Annotated in this window: 19 protein-coding genes; 12 read left to right on the plus strand and 7 right to left on the minus strand. The window is 38.6% G+C overall.

Features of this window, described 5'->3' with window-relative positions:
• Positions 1-162 precede the first annotated feature (162 nt).
• The 3 genes from FHR28_RS13630 (at position 163) to erpA (ending at position 2,467) form a co-directional block, all read left to right on the plus strand.
• On the plus strand, positions 163-627 hold the full coding sequence (locus tag FHR28_RS13630) for a hypothetical protein (protein WP_166782879.1): 465 nt from the start codon (positions 163-165) through the stop codon (positions 625-627).
• Positions 628-997: 370 nt separating this feature from the next.
• Complete coding sequence (locus tag FHR28_RS13635; protein ID WP_004818193.1) at positions 998-2,002, plus strand: putative solute-binding protein; 1,005 nt, start codon at positions 998-1,000, stop codon at positions 2,000-2,002.
• Between the two features lie 129 nt (positions 2,003-2,131).
• Entirely contained in the window at positions 2,132-2,467 is a 336-nt protein-coding gene (erpA, locus tag FHR28_RS13640) for an iron-sulfur cluster insertion protein ErpA (protein ID WP_004718915.1), read from the plus strand.
• A 70-nt stretch (positions 2,468-2,537) separates the two neighbouring features.
• On the opposite strand, the gene FHR28_RS13645 is transcribed toward erpA, so the two are convergent.
• Positions 2,538-3,380, minus strand: a complete 843-nt coding sequence (locus tag FHR28_RS13645) for an alpha/beta fold hydrolase (RefSeq protein WP_056515544.1) — start codon at positions 3,378-3,380, stop codon at positions 2,538-2,540.
• A 192-nt stretch (positions 3,381-3,572) separates the two neighbouring features.
• On the minus strand, positions 3,573-4,700 hold the full coding sequence (locus FHR28_RS13650) for an anhydro-N-acetylmuramic acid kinase (protein WP_035370790.1): 1,128 nt from the start codon (positions 4,698-4,700) through the stop codon (positions 3,573-3,575).
• A gap of 82 nt (positions 4,701-4,782) precedes the next feature.
• On the opposite strand from FHR28_RS13650, the gene tyrS reads away from it, so the two are divergent.
• Positions 4,783-5,997 carry a tyrosine--tRNA ligase gene (gene tyrS, locus FHR28_RS13655; protein WP_166782880.1) on the plus strand — a complete coding sequence of 405 codons (1,215 nt, stop codon included), beginning with the start codon at positions 4,783-4,785 and terminating at the stop codon, positions 5,995-5,997.
• A gap of 63 nt (positions 5,998-6,060) precedes the next feature.
• Here the strand turns inward: tyrS and FHR28_RS13660 are convergent, their stop codons facing one another.
• On the minus strand, positions 6,061-7,065 hold the full coding sequence (locus tag FHR28_RS13660; protein ID WP_004718922.1) for a putative solute-binding protein: 1,005 nt from the start codon (positions 7,063-7,065) through the stop codon (positions 6,061-6,063).
• Positions 7,066-7,533: 468 nt separating this feature from the next.
• On the opposite strand from FHR28_RS13660, the gene FHR28_RS13665 reads away from it, so the two are divergent.
• Together FHR28_RS13665 and FHR28_RS13670 are read left to right on the plus strand one after the other, a co-directional pair.
• Complete coding sequence (locus tag FHR28_RS13665) at positions 7,534-9,468, plus strand: ATP-binding cassette domain-containing protein (RefSeq protein ID WP_166782881.1); 1,935 nt, start codon at positions 7,534-7,536, stop codon at positions 9,466-9,468.
• 1,008 nt (positions 9,469-10,476) lie between these two features.
• Complete coding sequence (locus FHR28_RS13670) at positions 10,477-11,484, plus strand: putative solute-binding protein (RefSeq protein ID WP_004718925.1); 1,008 nt, start codon at positions 10,477-10,479, stop codon at positions 11,482-11,484.
• A 162-nt stretch (positions 11,485-11,646) separates the two neighbouring features.
• On the opposite strand, the gene gyrB is transcribed toward FHR28_RS13670, so the two are convergent.
• The 4 genes from gyrB to dnaA all read right to left on the minus strand — a co-directional run bounded on the left by gyrB (position 11,647) and on the right by dnaA (position 17,925).
• Positions 11,647-14,115 carry a DNA topoisomerase (ATP-hydrolyzing) subunit B gene (gene gyrB, locus FHR28_RS13675; protein ID WP_004818189.1) on the minus strand — a complete coding sequence of 823 codons (2,469 nt, stop codon included), beginning with the start codon at positions 14,113-14,115 and terminating at the stop codon, positions 11,647-11,649.
• 52 nt (positions 14,116-14,167) lie between these two features.
• Positions 14,168-15,250 (minus strand): DNA replication/repair protein RecF, encoded by a 1,083-nt coding sequence (recF, locus tag FHR28_RS13680; RefSeq protein ID WP_004718931.1) that lies wholly within the window; start codon positions 15,248-15,250, stop codon positions 14,168-14,170.
• Between the two features lie 24 nt (positions 15,251-15,274).
• A complete protein-coding gene (gene dnaN, locus FHR28_RS13685; protein WP_004718933.1) occupies positions 15,275-16,423 on the minus strand; it encodes a DNA polymerase III subunit beta in 1,149 nt (382 codons plus the stop codon).
• 110 nt (positions 16,424-16,533) lie between these two features.
• Positions 16,534-17,925, minus strand: a complete 1,392-nt coding sequence (gene dnaA / locus FHR28_RS13690; RefSeq protein ID WP_004818188.1) for a chromosomal replication initiator protein DnaA — start codon at positions 17,923-17,925, stop codon at positions 16,534-16,536.
• A 692-nt stretch (positions 17,926-18,617) separates the two neighbouring features.
• Here dnaA and rpmH point away from each other — a divergent pair.
• From rpmH to FHR28_RS13720, 6 genes are all read left to right on the plus strand, one after another.
• Positions 18,618-18,752 carry a 50S ribosomal protein L34 gene (gene rpmH / locus FHR28_RS13695; RefSeq protein ID WP_000831329.1) on the plus strand — a complete coding sequence of 45 codons (135 nt, stop codon included), beginning with the start codon at positions 18,618-18,620 and terminating at the stop codon, positions 18,750-18,752.
• Between the two features lie 33 nt (positions 18,753-18,785).
• Positions 18,786-19,178 carry a ribonuclease P protein component gene (rnpA, locus tag FHR28_RS13700; protein ID WP_004718937.1) on the plus strand — a complete coding sequence of 131 codons (393 nt, stop codon included), beginning with the start codon at positions 18,786-18,788 and terminating at the stop codon, positions 19,176-19,178.
• A gap of 9 nt (positions 19,179-19,187) precedes the next feature.
• Complete coding sequence (yidD, locus tag FHR28_RS13705; protein WP_004718939.1) at positions 19,188-19,508, plus strand: membrane protein insertion efficiency factor YidD; 321 nt, start codon at positions 19,188-19,190, stop codon at positions 19,506-19,508.
• A 5-nt stretch (positions 19,509-19,513) separates the two neighbouring features.
• Positions 19,514-21,253 (plus strand): membrane protein insertase YidC, encoded by a 1,740-nt coding sequence (gene yidC, locus FHR28_RS13710; protein ID WP_004718941.1) that lies wholly within the window; start codon positions 19,514-19,516, stop codon positions 21,251-21,253.
• Between the two features lie 89 nt (positions 21,254-21,342).
• Positions 21,343-22,707 (plus strand): tRNA uridine-5-carboxymethylaminomethyl(34) synthesis GTPase MnmE, encoded by a 1,365-nt coding sequence (mnmE, locus tag FHR28_RS13715; RefSeq protein ID WP_034613331.1) that lies wholly within the window; start codon positions 21,343-21,345, stop codon positions 22,705-22,707.
• A 156-nt stretch (positions 22,708-22,863) separates the two neighbouring features.
• A complete protein-coding gene (locus FHR28_RS13720) occupies positions 22,864-23,226 on the plus strand; it encodes a NirD/YgiW/YdeI family stress tolerance protein (RefSeq protein ID WP_004818181.1) in 363 nt (120 codons plus the stop codon).
• Positions 23,227-23,259: the final 33 nt, after the last annotated feature.

The raw sequence follows: 23,259 nt of genomic DNA on the forward strand, positions 1-23,259 counted from the left end.
ACATGATCAGGCATCGACTGACTATAATCTTATACAAGTCTCATCATCGATATACAAATATAATTTTTAAATACGCTAATCTGAGTTAAATGACTTGTCATTGACTATTTTGCTATATCTGAATTTTTTTTTGCTATTTTGCTTGTTAAATGGAGACAACTTATGGCTATAAAAGCATTAATTGTTTCATTCATAACATCTATTATTGCTGTTGGTTGTGTTGCATTTCCTGAAGATGGTTATGACTCTCGCGGCTATGGGCAACCCGTATATCGAGATTATGGCTATGGACAACGTTATGATCCAAGATATGACAGAAACAATGATCGCCAACGTTGGGAACGAGAACGAGCTTATCGTTTACAACAAATGCGCATTGAACAAGAACGGCGCCAAAAGAACTGGGATAAACAACGTTGGCAATATGAACAAGCCAAACGTGATCAAATGAAAAAACAGCAATGGGAACAACATAGAAAAGATTGGAACAATAAATCAAATCGTGACCACCGCTGGGACAACCGACCTGATCAAAAACAGTGGCAACAGCATGATCGTCAAAATCAACAACAGCAACGTGATAAAAGACGTGATGAGCGTAAAAACAGAGATCACAACAAAGATTAATCTTCAAGAATTTGGGGCGAACCCAGATTCTTTTGTCTTTTTAGCAAACAATTTATTCATTTATAAAAGCAAACGTAATGATTTTCCTCAGTAATTAATAGCTTCTAACATTTCTTCTTTGCTGAGGAAATTTTGTCATTTGGGTCATTGCGAACTGACTCATTTCAAGTAATGATTTCAATAACATCAATTCATCATTGAACTCGAACAATTGATTTGGAAAATCGATTGTTCAGAATAGATCATGTTGGGTTTAGCAATAAACGATTTTCTAAACTAAATACATTTTTGATGTCACAAAGTTCTATTGGTCGAGGCTCTTCGATTCAATTGAACATGAATAATATTGATCATGGAAAGGAAAAAAATAATGAAATGGTCTAACGCTCTCATTGCTGCTGCGGGTCTTTTGCTTGCAACATCTGCCACTCAAGCAAAACAAGTCATGTGTGTATTTGATTTAGTAGGCAAAAATGGTGATGTGTTTACCTTAATGAAAGATTATCAACTTGCAGCGAAAAACTGGGGTGCGGATCTGGAATTAAAAGTGAATTCAAATGAATCTGTTATTGCAGAAGATTTTAAAGCGGGTAAATGTGATGCTGTCAGTATCACAGGTATGCGTGGTCGCCAATTTAATAGTTTCACCGGTTCTTTAGATGCAATTGGTGCGATTCCAGATCTCAATCTCGCGGTAAAAGTCATGCAAGGCTTAGCAAATCCAAACTTTGCAAAATACATGACCAGCGGAAAATATGAAGTTGTTGGTGTTATTCCAGTAGGTGATGCTTTCCTGATGGTCAATGACCGCAATATCAATACCGTTGCAAAAGCAGCGGGTAAAAAAATTGCGGTACTCGACTATGATCAAGCACAAAAAATTATGGTTCAACAAATTGGTGCTCAAGCAGTTGCCGCGGATGTTACAAATTTTGGCAGTAAATTCAATAATGGTCAGGTTGATATTATTGGTGCACCTGCAGCGGTATTTAAACCTTTAGAGCTGCATAAGGGTTTAGGGACTAAAGGCGCTATTGTGAATTACCCACTGCTACAAGTCACAGGTAATATCATCATTCGTCCAGATAAATTCCCTGCTGGCTATGGTCAAAAATCTCGTGATTGGATTAAAACGCAATTGCCTCGTGCAAACACCATCATTGGAAAAATGAAAGCAGATATTCCAGCGAAATACTGGATGCAAGTTCCAGATGGTGATAAACCTGGTTATCAAAAACTCATGCGTGAATCTCGTATCAGCTTGACCAAACAAGGCGTTTATAACAAACAAATGATGAAAATCCTTTGGCAATTCCGTTGTAAAAACGATCCGAAAAACTTTGAATGTGCGCTACAAGATGAGAACTACAAATAATTCTAGATTAAATCCGATAAATTTAGTCTGAATTTACTTTAAAGTTCACTCACTGACCATATATTGAGTATGTTATACTGAATATATGGTCTTTTCATTTAAGCCATTTGAAATCTGAGGAACAATATCATGACCGCCCAAGCACTTGAGCTGACTGACAATGCTGCAAATAAAGTTCGCCAACTTCGTGATAGCGAAGGTAATCAAGATCTGATGTTACGTGTCTATGTAACGGGTGGCGGCTGTTCAGGATTTTCTTATGGTTTTAACTTTGCCGAAAGTATGAATGAAGATGATGCTGAATTCATAAATGGTGATGTAAAAATGTTGGTTGACTCGTTGAGTTATCAATATCTCGTCGGTTCTAAAGTTGACTATATTGAAGGCTTAGAAGGTTCACGTTTTATTGTAGAAAACCCGAATGCAACAACAACTTGTGGTTGTGGTTCATCATTCTCCATTTAATTCAAAGCATATTTTGAATCAAATCATGCCCTCTTCTTATGAGGGCATTTTTATGGTTAGGACATCAAGGTTAAATCGTTTCTAAAATATATTGGCTCAATTGTTTTGCATTCTGCACTGGTATCCAATGCGTCGCATCCATCACAATTTCTTTATAAGCTGCTTTTACATAATGATGATTTAAGGCGACGCTTTTAGAACCGATCGCTGAGTCATGTTTGCCCCAAATAAATAAAGTCGGCACACAAACTGGTTGGGTTAAATTTTTATTTGAACTAAATGGAAGTCCCCGATACCAATTTAATGCAGAACTTAGACGCTTTTCCACCACGATGTCTTGTTGGAAATCTTCGAGTTGTTTTGCGGTCATTCCTGAATCTTTTAATAAGCCCAGACCCAACTTTGGTAATTTCTCAAATAATAATTCTGGAATTTTGGGTAATTGGAATAAACCAATATAGTAAGATTTTAACAATTGATTACTGCTGAACATCGAACGCATAAATGCTGCTTTATGCGGTACAGAAATCGTAATCAAATGTTTTATTTTTTCAGGATAACGTTGTGCAACATCCCAAGCAACCACTGCCCCCCAATCATGTCCAACTAAATAAACCTGTTGTTGGATCATATCGATTAAAGCATTTACATCTTCAACCAAAGCAGAACTTCTATAATCACGGCGGTTTTGCGGTTGTGCACCTAAACTATAACCACGTTGATTGACAGCAAAAGTACGATAACCGTTTTGATTCAGAATCTCTGCAGTTTCTTGCCAGCTTTTATTGGTTTCAGGAAAACCATGTAACAAGACAAAAGGCTGCCCATCCAAAGGACCCGAATCTATCACATCAAAGCTAAAACCCTCTCTTTGAAATGATTCTATGCGCTGTTTCTGTATCGCTAAGTTCATTGTGATCTCAGTTTTAATTTTTATTGATAGTGGAAGCTTATGCGCTATTTTTTAACAGCAGTAAAGGACAATCTCAGCGCTAAACAGGTCGATCATTGTTCTACAAAATATCTCACACTGCTATACCGCACTTGTTCTTGTGTAAATATTGATTACTAAGGTGTATCACTCACCTTAGCAATCATTTTATTTTTAAACTGCTGTAATCGTGCCTAAGATACGATAGCCTTTTGCCCCCGTAACAGCAGGTAGGTTGCCACTTAACTGTTGGTCAAAGCGCATGGCGAGCCATGCAAATGCAGTTGCCTCTACCCATGTCGGTGCTAAGCCCAGTGCGGAAGTCGATTGTACAGACCAATTGTGCTTACGTAGACGCCAACGGAGTTGTTCAAGTAGATGTGAGTTATAAGCACCTCCACCGCAAACATAGACCTCACCCGTATCTAGAGGTGAACGATAAATAGCTTTCTTGATGGCACGTGTCGTGAGTTTCATCAACGTTGCCTGAATATTTTCAGGGGTATCTTCTAATTCATCATATTCTAAATCATTGCGCCAATCTAAAATCTGCTCATCTAACCATTCCAAGTTAAAGTCTTCACGCCCTGTACTTTTTGGCGGTTCTTTAGAGAAGTATTCATTTGCTTGAAGGCGATCTAACAATGAACGTATCGGTTGACCATAAGCTGCCCAATTGCCATTTTCGTCATAAGGTTGCCCAGTATAACGATGACACCACGCATCCATAAGAATATTGGCAGGACCTGTATCAAAACCATAAACATTCTGCTCATCACCAGCAGGCAGCATGCTGACATTGGCAATCCCCCCTAAATTGAGAATCACTCGATGAATGGTTGAATGTTGGAATAAAGCTTGATGAAACGCTGGAACTAGAGGAGCACCCTGCCCACCTGCCGCCATATCACGACGACGAAAATCTGAAATCACAGGAATTTGAGTAATTTCCGTAATAATATTTGGATCACCAATTTGTAAAGTAAACCCGTGTTCTGGGCGATGACGAATAGTTTGTCCATGACAACCAATCGCTTTAATTTGGCTTTTATCTAAATTATTTTCTTGTATGAGTTGGTTAATGCCATTGCCAATCATGGTTGCAAGAGCGACATCAGCCTTACCCATTCGATCGATTTCATTATCATCAGGTAAGGTCAATGCCATCAATTCATCGCGTAAATGAGGATCAAAAGCGACTGTAAGCGTGGCATGGATATGTAAAGGATCAAATGAAGCAGCAACAAAATCGACGCCATCCATGCTGGTTCCAGTCATTACGCCAATATAGATTGTTGTCATGAGATATTCTTCGCCTGCATTATGCTGAAAAAATGTTAGTATATCGCACAAATAGTCTAACTGAAGTATTTGGGTTTTTGTAATGTCAAATTTCCTGCCGGCTGAAGAACAACTTGCCCTCATTCGCCGAGGCACTCACGAAATTATTTCTGAAGAAGATCTTCTGAAGAAACTAAAAGAAAATCGTCCTTTAAAAATTAAAGCTGGATTTGATCCAACTGCCCCAGATTTACATTTGGGTCATACTGTTTTAATTAACAAATTAAAAGCGTTTCAAGATCTTGGTCATGATGTCACATTCTTGATTGGTGATTATACCGCCATGATTGGTGACCCAACAGGTAAGAGTGCGACTCGTCCACCACTATCGCGTGAACAAGTTTTAGAAAATGCCAAAACATATCAAGAACAAGTGTTTAAAATTCTTGATCCAAATAAAACCAAAGTTCGTTTTAACTCTGAGTGGTTTGCAACAAAAACCGCTGCGGATTTGATTCAATTGGCTTCGCAGCAAACTGTTGCGCGTATGCTAGAACGTGATGACTTCACTAAACGTTATAATAGCCATCAACCGATTGCAATCCATGAGTTTTTATATCCTTTGGTTCAAGGTTACGACTCTATCGCGCTTGAAGCCGATGTTGAGCTTGGCGGTACAGACCAGACCTTTAACTTACTCATGGGACGTACTCTTCAAGGTCGTTATGACCAAGAAGCTCAAGTATGTATTACCGTACCGATCCTAGAAGGATTGGATGGCGTTAATAAAATGTCGAAGTCTTTAGGCAACTATATTGGTGTATTTGATGCCCCTGGCGCAATGTACCAAAAAGTATTGTCTATGCCTGACAGCTTGATTGAGCGCTATTTTGAATTACTCAGCTTTAAATCTATGGACGAAATTGACATTCTTCTCAAAGAAATGGCTGAAGGTCGTAATCCGCAAGACATTAAGAAAATTCTTGCACTTGAGTTGGTTGAACGCTTCCATGGCGCAGAAGCTGCTGAACATGCACATAAAGGTGCGGGTAACTTAATCACAGAAGGCGAGCTACCTGAAGGTACGCCTGAAGTGACTATTTCTCGTGGTGAATACAATGGAGAAATCTCGATTGTATCTATTTTACGTGCCGCAGGCTTAACCAAGAATTCAGCACAATCTAAAGATGCTGTTTCACGTGGAGCCGTAAAAGTAGATTGGGAAGTTGTGGATGCAAACTTCACTGTGAAAGAAAATGTTACTTTGGTTATTCAGGCAAGTAAAAAAGCCATTGCAAAAGTGACCTTTACCGATTAATCCCGTCTAAGCCAATAAAACCAGAAAAGCCATCAACATTGATGGCTTTTTTATTGAATAAATTTATTCACCTGCAAGTGAACATTCAAAGTTGGTGCGATCTACTGTGCAGCGTGCTTTTTTCAGTACCGACATCATCACAGGATCGTACACCCCTCTTTTTGTTAACTCAATCCGCCCTTCTCGCAATAATTTTTGATAACGGAGTGCATCGTCCTTGGACACATTTAATTTATATTTTGCTGGGATCTCAGCTTCCATTTTTTCTATTTTCTTAAATGAACTTGGTAACTGCTTCACAGCCCACTCACGTGACTTAATACCAAAACCTTCTGGAAACTGCTCAGGTTTAATAATTAAATCGGCAGTCACATTCACTACGGGATAAGTAAACATTGCACCATTGCTACCTAAACCTTTATAAATTTCCAATGGTTTATAGGCATAGGCTGGCGAAGCAATCGCATCCACCTCACCATCATTAAATTTTTTCACAAAATTAAAAATATCAGAAGGAACCCCGATTGCCCCTACACGCTCAACGGCAACCTTTTGTGCAAGATCGTAATGCAGATAGGCAAACTTTTTACCTTTGCCCTTTTCCAAAGTATTCATTGCGCGATCTTTAACAAAGATATAAGCAATACCAATCGGGGTAATCATTGCCAATTCATATTTGACCCCATTTTTTTCAGAAACCAATCTTTTTGCATTGCGTTTATCCAAGGCATAATTGATCGCTCTTCTGGCAATTTCATTGTTGGGAATTCCTCCCAAAGCATCAATAGATCCACCAAATTTATTGTATTCACGTGAACGCATCGTGGTCATTGCAGCGGCATCACATTTATTGGTCTTAAAATTTTTATCCACGGCTTCTTCTGACTGATACACGGTTAAATTAATATCAGCGCCCCATGCTTTGGCTGCTAAAGCCCATTCTTCCATGAGTTTATAAGATTCACCCGCTTTACCCAGTAAATCAAACACACACACATTTTGTTTTGCCTGTAGCAGAGGTGAAAAAAAAACTGAAAAAACAATCGGTAAATATCCTATTTTATTCATCATCTGACGTCCATATTTTTATAAATAGATTTATCCTTGTAGATGTAAAAGCAATCCAAGTCTTTTACTTTAACTACACATTTTTAGGTGATACTGTGATTAATTCTACATAAATTGGATATTTTTTGTTAGTTTTTTAACCAACTTTTAGATAAGATAAAAAATTCAGGACAAATTTCTGATAAAAATAAGCGGCTGAGCTGATTTCATTGAGCGGTTTTTTATTGAGTGGTTTTAAAATTAAAATATTCTAATGATTGCTGTTGGTTTGGGAGATATACGCATTTTTTTATTGAAGCATTCACAATAAAGCATTGTTTGTTTTTTTGAATTGATCCTATTTACCCAATTTATTGTGCATTTCACTCAAGAAAAGACATTTTGTCACTTCTTTTATCAAATACATTTTTTGAACTCTACCATTTATCCTTTACTATACCGCATCCGATATTCAATAGTCAGTTTCCTATGATTCAGTTAGACCAACTTTCAATTCGCCGTGGTGGACGCATTTTATTCCAAAAAGCGTCTATGCAACTTCATCCTGGTTGGAAAATTGGTTTAACAGGTGTAAATGGTGCGGGTAAATCCACATTGTTCTCAGCACTTTTGGGTGGAATGGAGTCAGACAGCGGTAGCTTAACCCGTCCAAATATATGGACCGTTGCCCATATGGCTCAGGAAATCAAAGCCTTAGATATGAAAGCTATTGATTTTGTGTTATCTGGTGATGAAGAATATTGGCTCATCCAAGACAAACTAAACCATTCTGAAGATTTGAGTAATGATGAGTTAGCACATTTATATAGCCGTTTTGAAGAAATTCATGGCTATACAGCTGCATCTAAAGCATCTCAACTGATGGCCGGTTTAGGTTTTTTTGAGCATCAATCAGAACTCTTGGTTTCAAGTTTCTCTGGTGGGTGGCGGATGCGTTTAAATCTTGCTCGCACCCTGATGAGTCGCTCAGACTTACTATTACTCGATGAACCGACCAACCATTTAGATTTAGATGCAATTTTATGGTTAGAAGATTGGCTCAAGGCATATGAAGGCACGCTCATTTTAATTTCACATGACCGCGATTTCTTAGATGCAATCACAGATCATATTTTACATATCGAAAATCAAGTACTGACTTTATATACCGGCAACTACTCTACTTTTGAAACCACACGTGCTGAGCGATTAGCACAACAACAACAAGCGTTTGAAAAGCAACAAGAAGCTAAAGCACACTTACAAAAATTTATTGACCGTTTTAAAGCCAAAGCGACTAAAGCACGACAAGCGCAAAGCCGTATTAAACAACTTGAACGTATGCAAGAGCTTGCCCCTGCGCATGTCGATAATCCATTTACCTTTAGTTTCCGTGAACCAAGCAAAATGAGTTCACCGCTGCTCACACTCGAACATGCAGATATTGGCTATGGCGATAAATTAATTGTCACCAATGTAAATTTACAGATTACGCCAAGCAGTCGTATCGGCTTACTGGGAATGAATGGTGCAGGTAAATCGACTCTAATTAAATCTTTAGTCGGTGATTTACCGCTGATTCAAGGTTTACGTAAAGATTCTGAGTTACTCAATATTGGTTATTTTGCCCAGCACCAAATGGATGCTTTAGATGGCAATGCCAGCCCGATGTTACAACTTTCTCGCATTGCTGACCCAAAGATCAGTGAAGCAGCATTACGCTCCTTTTTAGGAAGTTTTGGCTTTAGTGGTGAACGTATGGACACTCCAAGCGAAAGCTTCTCTGGCGGTGAACGTGCGCGTTTGGCTTTGGCTTTAATCGTCTGGCTGCGTCCAAATGTTTTAATTCTCGACGAACCGACTAACCATTTAGATTTAGATATGCGCCATGCACTTACGATGGCTTTACAGGATTTTGAAGGTGCTGTGGTTTTAGTTTCCCATGAACGTCAGCTGATCGCTTCAGTCTGTGATGAACTTATTTTGGTTCATGCAGGTCAAAGCAAGGAATTTGACGGAGATTTACAAGATTATGCAACGTGGTTACGTCAAGCACGTATCGATATGATCAAGAATGGACAACAGCCTAGCGCACCTGTTCAATCTCAGGTGGTTGAAAAGCCGAGTATTTCAAAACTCGATAAAGAAGCACAACGTAAAGAAGCGGCTCGTCAACGTGAACTGAGCCGCCCTATTCGTAAAAATATCGAGAAAATTGAAAGTCAAATTGGAAAAATTCAACCTAGACTCGTAGAAATTGAAGCATTACTTGCAGACTCAGCCCTTTATGAGGCAAACCGTAAAGATGATTTACTCAAACTCATGAATGAACAGACAGAGTTAAAAGTAAAATTAGAACAAGCTGAAGAAAAAATGCTTGAACTGATGATGGAACTAGAAACATTAGAAAGCTCTTTCGATTAAAAGGCGCTTTTAATTAAAAAGTGCTTTTAAATACAGTAAGCCCCTCAAATTAGCTAGAAATAGGCAAATGCCTTTTCTAGTTTTTTAATAAAATATAATTAAAAATCAATAAGTTAATTTATAAAAATTATTTTATTTAAAGTTCTAAACGCAACTTCATTGCCTTAACAAAATTTAAAGCTCTATACCTCTTCTCATAAATCATCAGTAATTCAATACATAGCCACGCTATGCAAACACACTCAGGTGTTGTTTCTCATTACTCTAGATTCCCTCAGATCAAAAAGAAGGCTTTTTAGCACAATAATCCAATAAAAATCATAAGCTTATTTTATTTAACATCCAAACCACATCCAACCCCAAAAGCATCTTCAAATCGACAAAATACAATCATAACTTTTATTTATAATAGGTAATTTCCAGCGTGGAACATATTAGCTCAACTAAATAATAACCAAAAAGGCTTTAAAAAGACAATTCATTTGAATTTAAAAATGTTTTTTATCAATTACATGTGGATAAGTTAAAATTTTAAAACAGTTCTTTTGACTCATTCTTTGACAGCATTTTTTAACGATTTTGAAGTTTTATATGCAAATAAATCAGTCTGTATTGATCGAATTTAGTCTTGATTGAAAAGTTACCCACATACTTATCAACATTATTTTGGTTAATAATAGAACAAAATTCAAGTGCAAAATTTAACCGTTCGTCGCTTTTTATAATGAATATTCATCTAATTTTTTTTGATTTCAGCAAAATTATTTAAAATTACATAGATCATGAATTTCGAACAATTTGTAATGAAAAAGCATAACTCGGGCTTAAAAAACTGATTTATTTATAAAAAGATTGCCGATGAAATGAGAGTTAAGTCGCTAATTCACAATAATTGTCAAAAAAAAAATAATAAATGGAGTAAATGCTCTATTTTTTTCAAACAAAGCTGATTAATATTGCGCTTATGGAAAAGTTCCTAAAGATGGATAAATAGATAAGGACGAAAATATGAAAAAAATTGCATTCGCTATTGCTGCAACTTCAATCGTTGGATTTAGTTCAGCATCTCAAGCTGCGACAGATGTCTGCGTATTTGACTTATTAGGTAAGTCAGGTGAGTCATTTCAAATGGCGCAAGAATGGGCATTATCAGCAAAAAGTTGGGGCGCTGATATCAATCTCATTCCAAAACAAGATGAGGCTGTAGCAGATAACGACTTTAAAGCAGGCAAATGCGATGGCGTATTTATGACTGCAATGCGCGCGCGTCAATACAATAAATTTGTGGGTTCAATCGACTCTATTGGTGGTGTGCCAAGTAATGCGATTGCACAAAAAGCCATTACTTTTGCCTTAGATGCGCGTAATGCTGCAAAAATGACCACAACCTTGGGTGGTAAAAAATACGAAGTTGCTGGTATTGCACCACTTGGTTCAGCATTTATTTTTGTACGTGATAAAAATATCAACTCGATTGAAAAAGCCGCTGGTAAAAAGTTTGCTGTATTAAGCTATGACAGCGCTCAAAAAATTCTAGTACAACGTGTTGGTGCACAAGCAGTTCCTTCAGATATCACCAACTTTGTTGCAAAATTCAACAATGGTCAAGTTGATATGGTCGGTGCGCCTGCTTATGCCTACAAACCGCTTGAAATTCAAAAAGGTTTAGGTGCAAATGGGGCAATGTTTAACTTCCCTGTATTACAAGTAACTGCTGACTTTGTCATCCGTCCTGAAAAATTCCCTGCAGGTTTTGGTCAAAAATCTCGTGATTATTTTGTGAAAAACTTGCCAAAAAGCTTTGCTATGATTAATCGCCTAGAAGCGACTATTCCAGCAAAATACAAAATGAATTTAACCGCTGAAGATAAGCTGAAATATCAAAAGTTAATGCGTGATGGCCGTTTAGAACTGACTAAACAAGGTATTTATGATGCAGGCATGATGTCTGTGTTGAAAAAAGCACGTTGTTCAGTAGATAAAGCCAACTTTGAATGTACGCTAGGTGGTGAATAATACTTTAGATGAAATAAGCTAAAGTCTACAAAAAAACCAGCTTTGAGAAGCTGGTTTTTTTGTTTTAAATAGAAGCAGTAGCACTATCAAAATTAAAATAAGGGCTATAAAAAAGGGAATAAACCGAGGTTTATTCCCTTTTATTGATTAAAATAAGTTTAATTAAGCATCAATATCTGCATTTAATGCATTTTCTTCAATGAAAGCACGACGTGGTTCTACATCATCGCCCATTAAACATGCAAACATACGATCGGCTTCAATCGCATCATCAATGGTCACTTGCAGCATATTACGGTTTTCAGGATCCATTGTGGTTTCCCAAAGCTGTTCAGCATTCATCTCACCCAAACCTTTATAGCGTTGGATCATCATGCCGCGACGTGAATCTGTCAAAATGTGTTGCCAAACCTGATGGAAAGTCGAAACGTTGATTTTACGTTCGCCTTTTTGCAGATAAGCACCTTCTTCTAACAAGGTGAACCAGCTCTTCGAGTTTTGCAATAAACGTTTATATTCGCCCGATGCCAATAAACCCGCGTCTAATAAATAGCTATGCGGTAAATTGTGCACATAAATCGTTATACGCGGGAAATAAATCGTCGTTTTAAGCCCATCAGCAGTTTCTTTATCAAAGGGTTCCAAGCTCAACACTGGACGTAAACTCGGTTGCGTTGTTTCAATCGCAGTACGAAGTTTTTCACCCCATTGTTGTACATAATCTTGGTCATGATTTTGATCAAGTTTAAAATGCTCAAGACTCAATAAACCATCCAGCAAGGTCGCAGGATAACGCACAGTTAAACGCTGCAAACTCTTTTGAGAGGTTTGATAATCAGCAATCACTTTCTCTAATGCTACGCCACGAATTGCAGGCGCTTCAGCATTGACACGTAATTCAAGTTCATCAATCGCATTTGAAATCAAATAAGTTTCTAAAGCATCATTGTCTTTAATGTACTGCTCTTGCTTACCTTTTTTCAGTTTATACAGTGGTGGTTGTGCAATATAAATATAACCACGTTCCACAAGTTCTGGCATTTGACGGAAGAAGAAAGTCAAAAGCAGGGTACGAATGTGTGAACCATCCACGTCAGCATCGGTCATGATAATGATTTTATGATAACGCAACTTGTCTGGGTTATATTCTTCACGGCCAATACCACATCCTAATGCAGTAATCAGCGTACCCACTTCCTGTGATGAAATCATTTTATCGAAACGTGCACGTTCCACATTCAGGATTTTACCTTTGAGCGGAAGAATGGCTTGCATTTTACGGTTACGGCCTTGTTTTGCAGAACCGCCCGCAGAGTCACCCTCGACCAAGTATAATTCTGAAAGTGCTGGATCTTTTTCCTGACAGTCTGCCAACTTACCTGGAAGACCGGCAATATCAAGCGCACTCTTACGACGTGTCATTTCACGTGCTTTACGCGCAGCATCACGCGCACGTGCAGCATCAATGATTTTGCCTGCAATAGATTTTGCAGCCTGAGGATTTTCTAATAAATACTCAGAAAAGGCTTTGTTCATTGCCTGCTCGACAGCAGGTTTAACTTCACTCGACACCAATTTTTCTTTGGTTTGAGATGAGAATTTAGGATCAGGTACTTTAACTGAAACAATTGCTGTTAAGCCTTCACGCGCATCATCACCAGTAACTGCAACTTTCTCTTTTTTGAGTAAGTTTTCATTTTCCATGTAGCTGTTTAAGCCACGTGTCAACGCTGCACGGAAACCAGCTAAATGCGTTCCACCATCTTTTTGTGGAATATTGTTGGTAAAGCAACGAACATTCTCTTGATAGGTATCATTCCATTGCAAAGCAACTTCAACACCTATGCCATTTTCAGCTTGAGTGGTGAAATGGAAGATTTCATTGAGATGGGTTTTACCTTGGTTAATATATTTTACAAACTCAGATAAACCACCTTCGTAATCGAAGACATGTTCTAAGGCAACACGTTCATCACGTAGGACAATACGAACACCCGCATTCAAGAATGAAAGTTCACGTAAGCGACGTGCCAAAATATCGACATTAAAAATCGTTTGGCTAAACGTTTCAGTACTTGGCCAGAAACGAACAATGGTCCCTGTGGTTTCGACATCACCCACAATTTTTAACGGATAAACCGGATCACCATGTTTATATTCTTGTTGATGAATATGACCAGCACGATGAATCGTAAGTTCAAGTTTGCTTGAAAGTGCATTAACTACAGATACACCTACGCCGTGCAAACCGCCTGAAACTTTATAGCTATTATCATCAAACTTACCACCTGCGTGCAGAATAGTAAGAATTACTTCTGCAGCAGAGACACCTTCTTCTGGGTGAATATCAGTTGGAATACCACGTCCATTATCTGCAACGCTGACTGACTCATCTTCATGAATAGTCACTAAAATTTCATCACAATGACCAGCTAAAGCTTCATCAATCGCGTTATCCACGACCTCAAATACCATATGGTGTAAGCCTGAACCATCATCAGTATCACCAATATACATACCTGGGCGTTTACGAACTGCATCTAGACCACGTAATACTTTGATACTAGAGGAATCATAAGCCTTTTCAATGGTTGGTTCTGTTTGAGAAGCTATTTGATCTTCTGAACTCATGGTTTCTCCCTAGTGAAAAATAGGTCTTTCCAAAATTGGCTAAAATCTAAAATCATGTTGCAACAACACTTACCTGACCTTGGTCAACATTGAATAACTGGTAGGAAATAGACAAATCATGTAAATGTTTTTTTACTGATTCATGGTCTAGTGTGGTAATAAAAACTTGACTACCAAGTTGGCTCAATCGCTCAATTAAACGTTGTTGTGCGCTTAAATCTAATTCTGCTGTCACATCATCTAATAATACCACAGTTTCTTTATTACAGGCATGTAACATGGCAATTTGTGATAGTTTTAAAGCCATTATCAACAACTTTTTCTGCCCTCTAGACAGTACCACATCCGCTTCGCCTAAAGGGGTTTTTAATCGGATATCTGCACGATGCGGTCCATACTCGGTATAACGTCGATCAACATCTTTTTGGTGATATTGAATCAGGTCATTGGCCAAACCATGTTCCACATGGAACCCTGCACTGTATTCCATTTCAATCTTTAAATCGGGTAGCAACTGCGCCAAATCTTCTTGCAAATATAACTTCCATTGCTCAACAATCTCGACCCGTTGAGAATGTAACATTTCACCATAATCACTGAGCATTTTGTTCCACGGCTCTAAATCGAGCAAAGTCAGATTACGTTTGGTTTTAAGTAAGCTATTTCTTTGCTTTAAAGCGCGTGAATAATATTGCCATGCATGATAGAAATCTGGTTCCACGTGAAACATGAGCCAATCCAACAATTGGCGACGTGGTTTTGCCCCATGATCGATAATATCGGTACTTAATGGGTCAATCAGTTGCAATGGCAAGATTTTGGCAAGCTGCCCTTGGGTTGCAACAGTATCACCATTGACTTTAATTAACTGCTCACCACTTTGCAGCTTTTGCATACCAATCTTTTCAGTCAAAGATTGGGCAAAAACAATGGCGTCTGATTGATTATTTTGAATGTAATTTTTCGGGATATGTGTTCGAAAAGATCGACCTGTTGCCAATAAATGAATAGCTTCTAAAATCGATGTTTTACCTGAACCATTTTGTCCATAAAAAACATTAAACGGTTGCAACTCATGCAGAGCAACCGTCTTGAGGTTTCGAACACGTTGTATATTTAAACGCGTAATATGCATGGCTATGATTTAAAAATAAATCAATTAAACACGCATCGGCATCACAACATAAGTTTGATTAGATTGGGTTGGATCTTGTACCAATACCGACTGATTCGCTTCAGACATGGTCATTGCGACATCATCACCATCTAAAACGCTTAATACATCTAAAATATATTGCGCATTAAACGACATTTCCATCGGCGCATTGGCATATTGAATAGCTAAATCTTCAATCGCTTCATCTTGCTCAGGGTTATTGGCACGTAATTGCAAAGAATCAGCATTAAAGTTTAAGAATACACCACGTAATTTTTCATTACTTAAAATCGCAACACGTTGTAAGGATTGCTTAAATACATCATGTGGAATATTTACAACTTTATCACCGCCACGTGGAATCACACGACGATAATCAGGGAATTTCCCATCAATTAATTTTGTTGTGAAACGTACCGTAATATCGCCTTGTTCTTTGTCGCGGCTAGAGGTTTGAATGGTAACATTTAACAATTCACGACCAATTAACAAGGTCAGTTGCTCATCTTCAATACTTAAAAGACGTTGTAACTCACCGACTGCTTTACGTGGAACAATGGCTTGAACCAATTGTGCAGCGGTTGAAGACGCTAATGTTTCACACAATGCTAAACGGTGCCCATCGGTAGTGACTGCGCGTAATTGATTTTCATCAATTTCCAATAATGTACCTGTCAGGTAAAAACGTACATCTTGCACAGCCATGGCAAATGAAGTTTTTTCAAATAAACGTTTTAATTCACGCTCAGTGACTTGAACTTGAGTGCCTTGGCTATTTTCATTGGTTAACAATGGATAATCTTCAGCAGGTAAGGTTCCTAAAACAAAGCGACTGTTTCCAGATTTTAAAATACAGCGTTGATCTTCAGTGATCTGCAAATCAATCAAAGCTGCTGCTGGTAAAGATTTACAAATATCGACCAACTTACGTGCAGGAACTGTGGTTTCCCCTGCTTGTAAACATGCACCTTCAGCTAGAGTTGTACTTGCCACAAGCTCCACTTCCAAATCTGATCCTGTAATCGTAAGGGCTTGATTTGTAGCTTGAATTTTCACGTTTGAAAGAATGTTTAAAGTATGGCGACGTTCAACTGCTCCAACCACATGGGACAAAACATTAAGTAAGCTCTCTTTCGCGATTTTCAAACGCACGGTGGAATTCCTCTAACTAAATATGACAAAAATGTGGGTAATAAATTTTTTTTAATGACGTACTATGCGGCAGTTTATGCCGCATTGCAAGCGCATAATTTGTACAAATTTTAACTTTGTAACAGGCGCATGAGGTTTTTATAATCCTCATTAAAAATTGGATCTTCATCGCGTAAACTTTGCACTTTTTCACAGGCATGCATGACCGTACTGTGGTCACGACCGCCAAAAGCCATCCCAATTTCAGGGAAACTGTCTCCAGTAAGCTCACGCGCAAGACCCATCGCCAACTGACGTGGTCGTGCGTAAATACGTGTGCGTTTTGGTCCCACCAATTCTTTCAATGGAATACGGAAGTATTCACTCACTACGCGTTGAATGTTTTCAGTACTGATGGTACGGGCACGAATCGCCAAAACATCTTTCAATGATTCACGAACCACTTCTAGATCAATTGCAGACCCCTTAAAGCGTGAGATTGCCACAACTTTGTTTAAAGCGCCTTCAAGCTCTCGCACATTGGCAACAACCTGTTGTGCAATAAATAAAGCGCAATTTCGAGGCAGATCGATGCCACTGCTTTCGGCTTTTTTCAGCAAAATTTCGATACGTGTTTCAATATCTGGTGGTTCAACCCCAACCGATAATCCCCATGAAAAGCGCGAGACTAAACGCGGATCCAATTCGGTTAATTCTTTTGGATAACGGTCAGAGGTTAAAATAATTTGTTTAGATTCATCCAATAAAGCATTGAATGTATAGAAAAATTCAACAAGACTGGCTTCTTTACCCGCCAACAAATGAATATCATCAACCAACAATAAATCTAAAGAACGGCAATTCTTTTTAAATTCTTCAACCTTGCCTTTTTGCAGAGAGCTGACAAAGTCTTGGACAAAGCTTTCCGCAGTCATATACATCACACGCGCATTTGGCTTTGCTTGTAATAATGCATTACCAACGGCTTGCATTAAATGCGTTTTACCTAAGCCTGTAGGGCCGTATAAAAAGAGTGGATTATGTTGAGATTCACCCAGTTGTGTTAAAACTTTGCGGCAAGTTTCAGCCGCCATTTGGTTTGAACGACCTTCAACAAATAAAGCAAAGTTAAATAATGGGTTAAGTTGTCGTTTCTTCACATTTTTTGCAGAAACAACTTCATATTCTTTGTCTTTTTTGGCTTTGACATGCTGTGTAGGCATTGGAGAACTTTCAAGCGCTGCCGTTGTGGTAGCTGGCTGTTCAGCAGCAGAAAGAATTGCACCAGGACGCGAGTCGACTAAAATTTCGACTTTACGAATACGACCTTCAGATAATTGTTCTGCCAAAATAGAAATCAGTTCTAAATGATGTTCTTGAATGTAGCGAGTCCAATATGGATTGGGTGCATACAGTTTTAAAGTATCTTCGACTTCTTCTGCAACCAAAGGACGAATCCACATGGCAAAGACATTATCAGAGAGCTCTTGTCGCAAGCGAGTTAAGCAGTCCGTCCAAAGCATGTGAAACCCCTTCATTCAATTTTAAATTCAAAAAAGACTATTTACCCCTACCCTGTAGGTGAAGGGGTCGCCATTCTAACCAAGTTATCCACATCTGTCATGGTTAATTCAATCTAATTCGCTCAAAAAAGCAACCTTCTGTAAATAAATTCAAATTCAAAGCAGTTGTGGATAAGGTTTTCCACAAGCTGTGGATAAATTATCACAGAAAGTTATCCACAATCCATCAAATTAATAGAAACATGGATACTCACAGGGTAAGTTATTATTATTTATCTTAAAAAAGCGGTTTTCCACAGAAAAAATGCTCCCTAATAATAATAAATATAAATTTTAAATTTGAATTTATTTATAAGGATCAGGATTTCTGTGGATAAAGCTTCAGTTATGAATTTAAATTCAAAACAACACGATTTTTAAATTTAAAATTGAGAAATTAAATTTAAATTGTGAATCAGCCTATGGATAACTTTGAGGATATATCTGTGCGTAACTCTTATTTGCATTATAAAAGAATAAGTTATGCTGTGAATATATATTTTTGATAATTTATTCAATTTAATCTATATAAAGTTGTTGTCTGGGTAAAAATAAAGCGTCTATATAAAAGAAATGTGTATATTTATTGACAGAATAAAGAATGCACAATACAATCGCGAACCTTTAGAAAAGATCAATTTTGGAGTTTCGATATGAAACGTACATTCCAACCATCTGAATTAAAGCGCAAGCGTGTTCATGGTTTCCGTGCTCGTATGGCTACTAAGGCTGGTCGTCAAGTATTAGCTCGCCGTCGTGCAAAAGGCCGTCATAGTTTAACTGTTTAATTTTTTAGACAGTTGATAGACGACTTGGGTGTTATGTCTCTTTATAGTTTCAGTCCAGAGGTGAGAATCCACTGCGCTGCTGATTACAAAGATGTATTTGATGGTGCGCTTTTTAAAGTGCATCAACCCCATTTTATATTCTTAGCAAAAGTTACCGAACAGCCTAAAAGCCGTTTGGGTATTGTTGTTGCAAAGAAGAAAGTGCGCCGTGCGCATGAAAGAAATCGAATAAAACGTTTAACGCGTGAAAGTTTTCGCTTAAACCAGCAAAATATAGATTTATTGGATATTGTGGTGATGCCTAAAGTTGGTATAGAAGCAGTTCCAAATGCTGAGCTTTTTCAGCAATTACAATTTGCTTGGTTGAAATTGCAGCGCATCGTTAAAAAGCACCATAAAATAGCTCAATCTTCCCCTCAAAAATAGAGGATACCAATGATTCGTTTATTGCATTGGTTGATTCGTTTCTATCAAATTGCGATTAGTCCTCTCATTGGACCTCGTTGTCGTTATATTCCGACTTGTTCTCAATATTCGTTAGAAGCGATCCATACGCACGGCGCATTAAAAGGTAGCTGGTTAGCGACCAAACGCGTGTGTCGTTGTCATCCTTGGGGTGGGTATGGTTATGATCCTGTGCCAAAAAAAACAATTCGTTTTATTTCATTTCAGCAAATAGATTCTCAAACGCTTCATGTTCCTGTACCCTTGCGTGAACGTTTATTGAACCAAAATCACTCTAACCACTTGGGGTAATAGATATGCAACAATGGGCCAGGTTTGCAATCCTTGGGGCCATGTTAGTCACCGCATATTTGCTCATTTTGGCTTGGCAAAAAGACTATGGTCATGACAATACATCGAAGGCTGCGACACCGCAGGCTGTTGTAGCGCATGATGTGTCTGCCGATCTGCCAAAAGGTCAAGCAACTGCGGCCACTAGCGATGTTCCACAAGCAAATATAGCTGCTGCACAACAGAATACAGCTGCACCAGCCACAGCAAATCAACAATTGATTTCAGTACAAACTGACCTTTATCATCTTTGGATTAGTCCTAAAGGTGGTGATATTGTTCGTATTGAATTACTGAATCATGACAAGAGCAAAGACAGTGATCAGCCTTTTGTTATGCTTGAAAGTGATGCAAAACGTACCTATGTTGCGCAATCTGGGTTAATTGGATTGAATGGTCCGGACAGTAAGCCAGATCGTCCAAACTATGCGTTTGAAAAAACTGCTTATACCATTGCAGATGCCAAAGCAGCCAAAGACAAAGATGGAAAAACATCGCAAGTTTTAGCTGTACCAATGGTATTTAAAACAGCAGATGGCGTTGAAATCATCAAAACATTTACCTTTAAACAAGGTCAATATCCAATCGATGTGAGCTATCAGGTTGTCAACCGTAGTGCGCAAAATTGGCAAGGACAAATGTTTGGTCAAATTAAGCGTGATAACTCAGATGATCCAGGAAAAACCTCTCAAGGGATTTTTACACTTGGAACATATTTGGGTGGCGCTTGGGGTACACCTGATGAGCATTATAACAAGCTAAAATTTGCAAATTTTACTGATGAAAAACTCAACACTGAAGCAAAAGGCGGATGGGTTGCGATTGTTCAGCATTATTTTGTAAGTGCTTGGATGCCTGGTCATTTTGGCGGTCAAGAATACACAGCAAAATTGGAATCTCGTAAATCTGCAGATGGTATGAATATCATCGGATTTACTTCTCCAACCATCAATGTTCCAGCTGGAAAAGCAATGAGCATTGATGCAACGTTCTACTCAGGTCCAAAAATTCAATCTGAATTAAAAGACTTGGCTGTTGGTTTAAACCAAACTGTAGACTATGGTTGGTTATGGCCAATTGCAAAATTATTATTTGCTGGTTTACAGTTCTTCCATAATCTTGTAGGTAACTGGGGCTGGTCAATTATCTTATTGACTGTATTGGTTAAGCTTATTCTTTGGCCTTTGTCGTCTAAGAGCTATCGCTCTATGGCGAAAATGCGTGTGATTGCACCTGAAATGCAACGCATGAAAGAAGAGTTTGGTGAAGACCGCATGCGTTTCTCACAAGAAATGATGGCGCTTTACAAACGTGAGCAAGTCAATCCACTTGCGGGTTGTTTACCATTGTTGTTGCAAATGCCAATCTTCTTAGCATTGTATTGGGTATTGATGGAATCTGTAGAGCTTCGTCATGCACCATGGATGCTTTGGATTCAAGATTTATCTGCAATGGATCCTTGGTTTATACTGCCGTTGATCATGGGTGTAACGATGTTTGTTCAACAAATGTTGAACCCACAACCTACTGATCCAATGCAAGCTAAAGTCTTCAAAATCATGCCGATCATGTTTACAGTATTTATGCTGTTCTTCCCTTCTGGCTTGGTTTTATACTGGATTGTGAACAACTCGATCACGATTCTGCAACAATGGTTTATCAACAAAAATGTTGCTAAAGCCAAAGTCGCAAGCGAAGTGGTTTAATCTTCATAGATTAAGCAATAGCTGAAAAAATCCGCTTAAGATGGTAATCTTAGGCGGATTTTTTTATTGTCAAAGTTTGAGTAATTTAGATGAGTAACCCTGTAAGCCAAACCACAATTGCAGCAATTGCGACTCCACCTGGACGTGGTGGTGTAGGTGTGATTCGTCTATCTGGTCCTAAGGCTTATGCGATTGCACAAGCTTTAACTCAAAAAGCGCTTCCCCAAGCGCGCTTTGCTGGCTTTCGTCAGTTTTTTGATGAAAAAGGTGAAGTGATGGATGAGGGGCTAGCAATTTGCTTTCCAAATCCAAACTCGTTTACGGGTGAAGATGTGGTGGAATTGCAGGGACATGGTGGTCCTGTAATTCAAAATGCACTTCTTGCACGATTGTTCGAGCTGGGTGCTATTGCCGCCAAAGCAGGCGAGTTTTCCATGCGAGCCTTTGAAAATGGCAAAATGGACTTGGTTCAAGCTGAAGCGATTGCAGATTTAATTGATGCAACTTCACAAGCCGCTGCGCGTTCTGCAGTACGTTCTTTGCAAGGTGCATTTTCCAATAAAGTGAATACTGTATTGGAAAAACTGATTCATTTACGTTTGCATGTTGAAGCGGCGATTGATTTTCCTGAAGAGGAAATCGACTTTTTGGCAGATGGAAAAATTCTTCATCTACTTGAAGATGTGCAGGCTTCAGTCTCTGCTGTACAACACTCTGCGCGTCAGGGGCAGTTATTACGTGAAGGTCTGCAAGTGGTGATTGCAGGTAAGCCCAATGCGGGTAAATCTTCGTTATTGAATGCCTTGGCGGGAAATGACCGTGCCATTGTTACGGATATTGCAGGAACGACGCGTGATGTACTGCATGAGAAAATTACTTTAAATGGCTTGCCTATCACACTGACCGATACTGCGGGCTTACGTGAAACAGGTGATGTGGTCGAAAAAGAAGGCATTCGCCGAGCAATCAAAGAAATTGAGCAAGCGGATTTATTACTTTTGGTTTATGACCTGAGCCAAGGTGAAAATCCTTTAGCACTTGCTCAGCGCTATTTTGAAGATCATTTAGAAACTAAACGCTTGATGTTGATTGGTAATAAGTGTGATTTAACTGCGCAATCACCTGAATTAAGTGATTTTCAAGGTTTTCGCCATATTAGCGTGTCGGCCAAACAGGAAATGGGCGTACAAGCGCTTATAGATGCGATTACAGCACATGCTGGCTTCCATCCTGAAGAAGATACCTTTATTGCACGGACACGCCATTTAGACGCAATGAAGCGTACTCAGCACTATCTTGCAGAAGCACATGAGCAACTTGAGGTCTATCATGCGGGTGAACTGGTCGCTGAATCGTTACGTTTAGCACAGAATGCCTTAGCTGAGATCACAGGCGATTTTAGTGCAGATGATCTATTAGGGGTAATTTTTGGCTCGTTCTGTATTGGAAAGTAATTTGTATTGGAAAGTAATCCTTTACTCTAAAAGCTTAAAAGCGGACATAAGTCCGCTTTTTTTGATGAAAAGTTGTGCTTTTGTAAGCTGAATTTACATCAATCTTAGAATTGTTTACTGTAAGATCAATTACATATTCAACAAAGGCTTCTTTTCATGAAAAAAACTCCTTTATTGCTTGCGATTGCTGTTTTAGTGATGACGTCAAATGTTTGGGCGGGTAAAGATGATCATGTGATTATTCAAGAAGCTGCCAAAAACAAGATCACCATTGGACAAGCAATACGTGCCAATGATGAAACAGCTGTCACCTTGACGGGGACAATTGTTCGTCAAATAAAACATGAACATTATGAGCTAAAAGACAGCACGGGCACCATTGGGATCGAAGTGGATGATGATCTTATCGATTTAAAAAAATTAAAACCGGGTACCAAAGTTAAAGTTGTGGGGGAAGTCGATACTCACCGCTATAAACCCACTGATATAGAAGTGGTTAAAATTGAGATTATTCAATAATTGCTTTTAACCAATATCTAGGCGCTGTGCGCC

The sequence above is a fragment of the Acinetobacter sp. BIGb0196 genome, assembly GCF_011759595.1.
Classification (GTDB): Bacteria; Pseudomonadota; Gammaproteobacteria; order Pseudomonadales; family Moraxellaceae; genus Acinetobacter; species Acinetobacter guillouiae.

Coding starts and splice junctions, on each gene's coding strand:
- FHR28_RS13630 (WP_166782879.1), top strand. CDS start 163: ATGGCTATAAAAGCATTAATTGTTTCATTCATAACATCTATTATTGCT.
- FHR28_RS13635 (WP_004818193.1), top strand. CDS start 998: ATGAAATGGTCTAACGCTCTCATTGCTGCTGCGGGTCTTTTGCTTGCA.
- erpA (WP_004718915.1), top strand. CDS start 2,132: ATGACCGCCCAAGCACTTGAGCTGACTGACAATGCTGCAAATAAAGTT.
- FHR28_RS13645 (WP_056515544.1), bottom strand. CDS start 3,380: ATGAACTTAGCGATACAGAAACAGCGCATAGAATCATTTCAAAGAGAG.
- FHR28_RS13650 (WP_035370790.1), bottom strand. CDS start 4,700: ATGACAACAATCTATATTGGCGTAATGACTGGAACCAGCATGGATGGC.
- tyrS (WP_166782880.1), top strand. CDS start 4,783: ATGTCAAATTTCCTGCCGGCTGAAGAACAACTTGCCCTCATTCGCCGA.
- FHR28_RS13660 (WP_004718922.1), bottom strand. CDS start 7,065: ATGAATAAAATAGGATATTTACCGATTGTTTTTTCAGTTTTTTTTTCA.
- FHR28_RS13665 (WP_166782881.1), top strand. CDS start 7,534: ATGATTCAGTTAGACCAACTTTCAATTCGCCGTGGTGGACGCATTTTA.
- FHR28_RS13670 (WP_004718925.1), top strand. CDS start 10,477: ATGAAAAAAATTGCATTCGCTATTGCTGCAACTTCAATCGTTGGATTT.
- gyrB (WP_004818189.1), bottom strand. CDS start 14,115: ATGAGTTCAGAAGATCAAATAGCTTCTCAAACAGAACCAACCATTGAA.
- recF (WP_004718931.1), bottom strand. CDS start 15,250: ATGCATATTACGCGTTTAAATATACAACGTGTTCGAAACCTCAAGACG.
- dnaA (WP_004818188.1), bottom strand. CDS start 17,925: ATGCTTTGGACGGACTGCTTAACTCGCTTGCGACAAGAGCTCTCTGAT.
- rpmH (WP_000831329.1), top strand. CDS start 18,618: ATGAAACGTACATTCCAACCATCTGAATTAAAGCGCAAGCGTGTTCAT.
- rnpA (WP_004718937.1), top strand. CDS start 18,786: ATGTCTCTTTATAGTTTCAGTCCAGAGGTGAGAATCCACTGCGCTGCT.
- yidD (WP_004718939.1), top strand. CDS start 19,188: ATGATTCGTTTATTGCATTGGTTGATTCGTTTCTATCAAATTGCGATT.
- yidC (WP_004718941.1), top strand. CDS start 19,514: ATGCAACAATGGGCCAGGTTTGCAATCCTTGGGGCCATGTTAGTCACC.
- mnmE (WP_034613331.1), top strand. CDS start 21,343: ATGAGTAACCCTGTAAGCCAAACCACAATTGCAGCAATTGCGACTCCA.
- FHR28_RS13720 (WP_004818181.1), top strand. CDS start 22,864: ATGAAAAAAACTCCTTTATTGCTTGCGATTGCTGTTTTAGTGATGACG.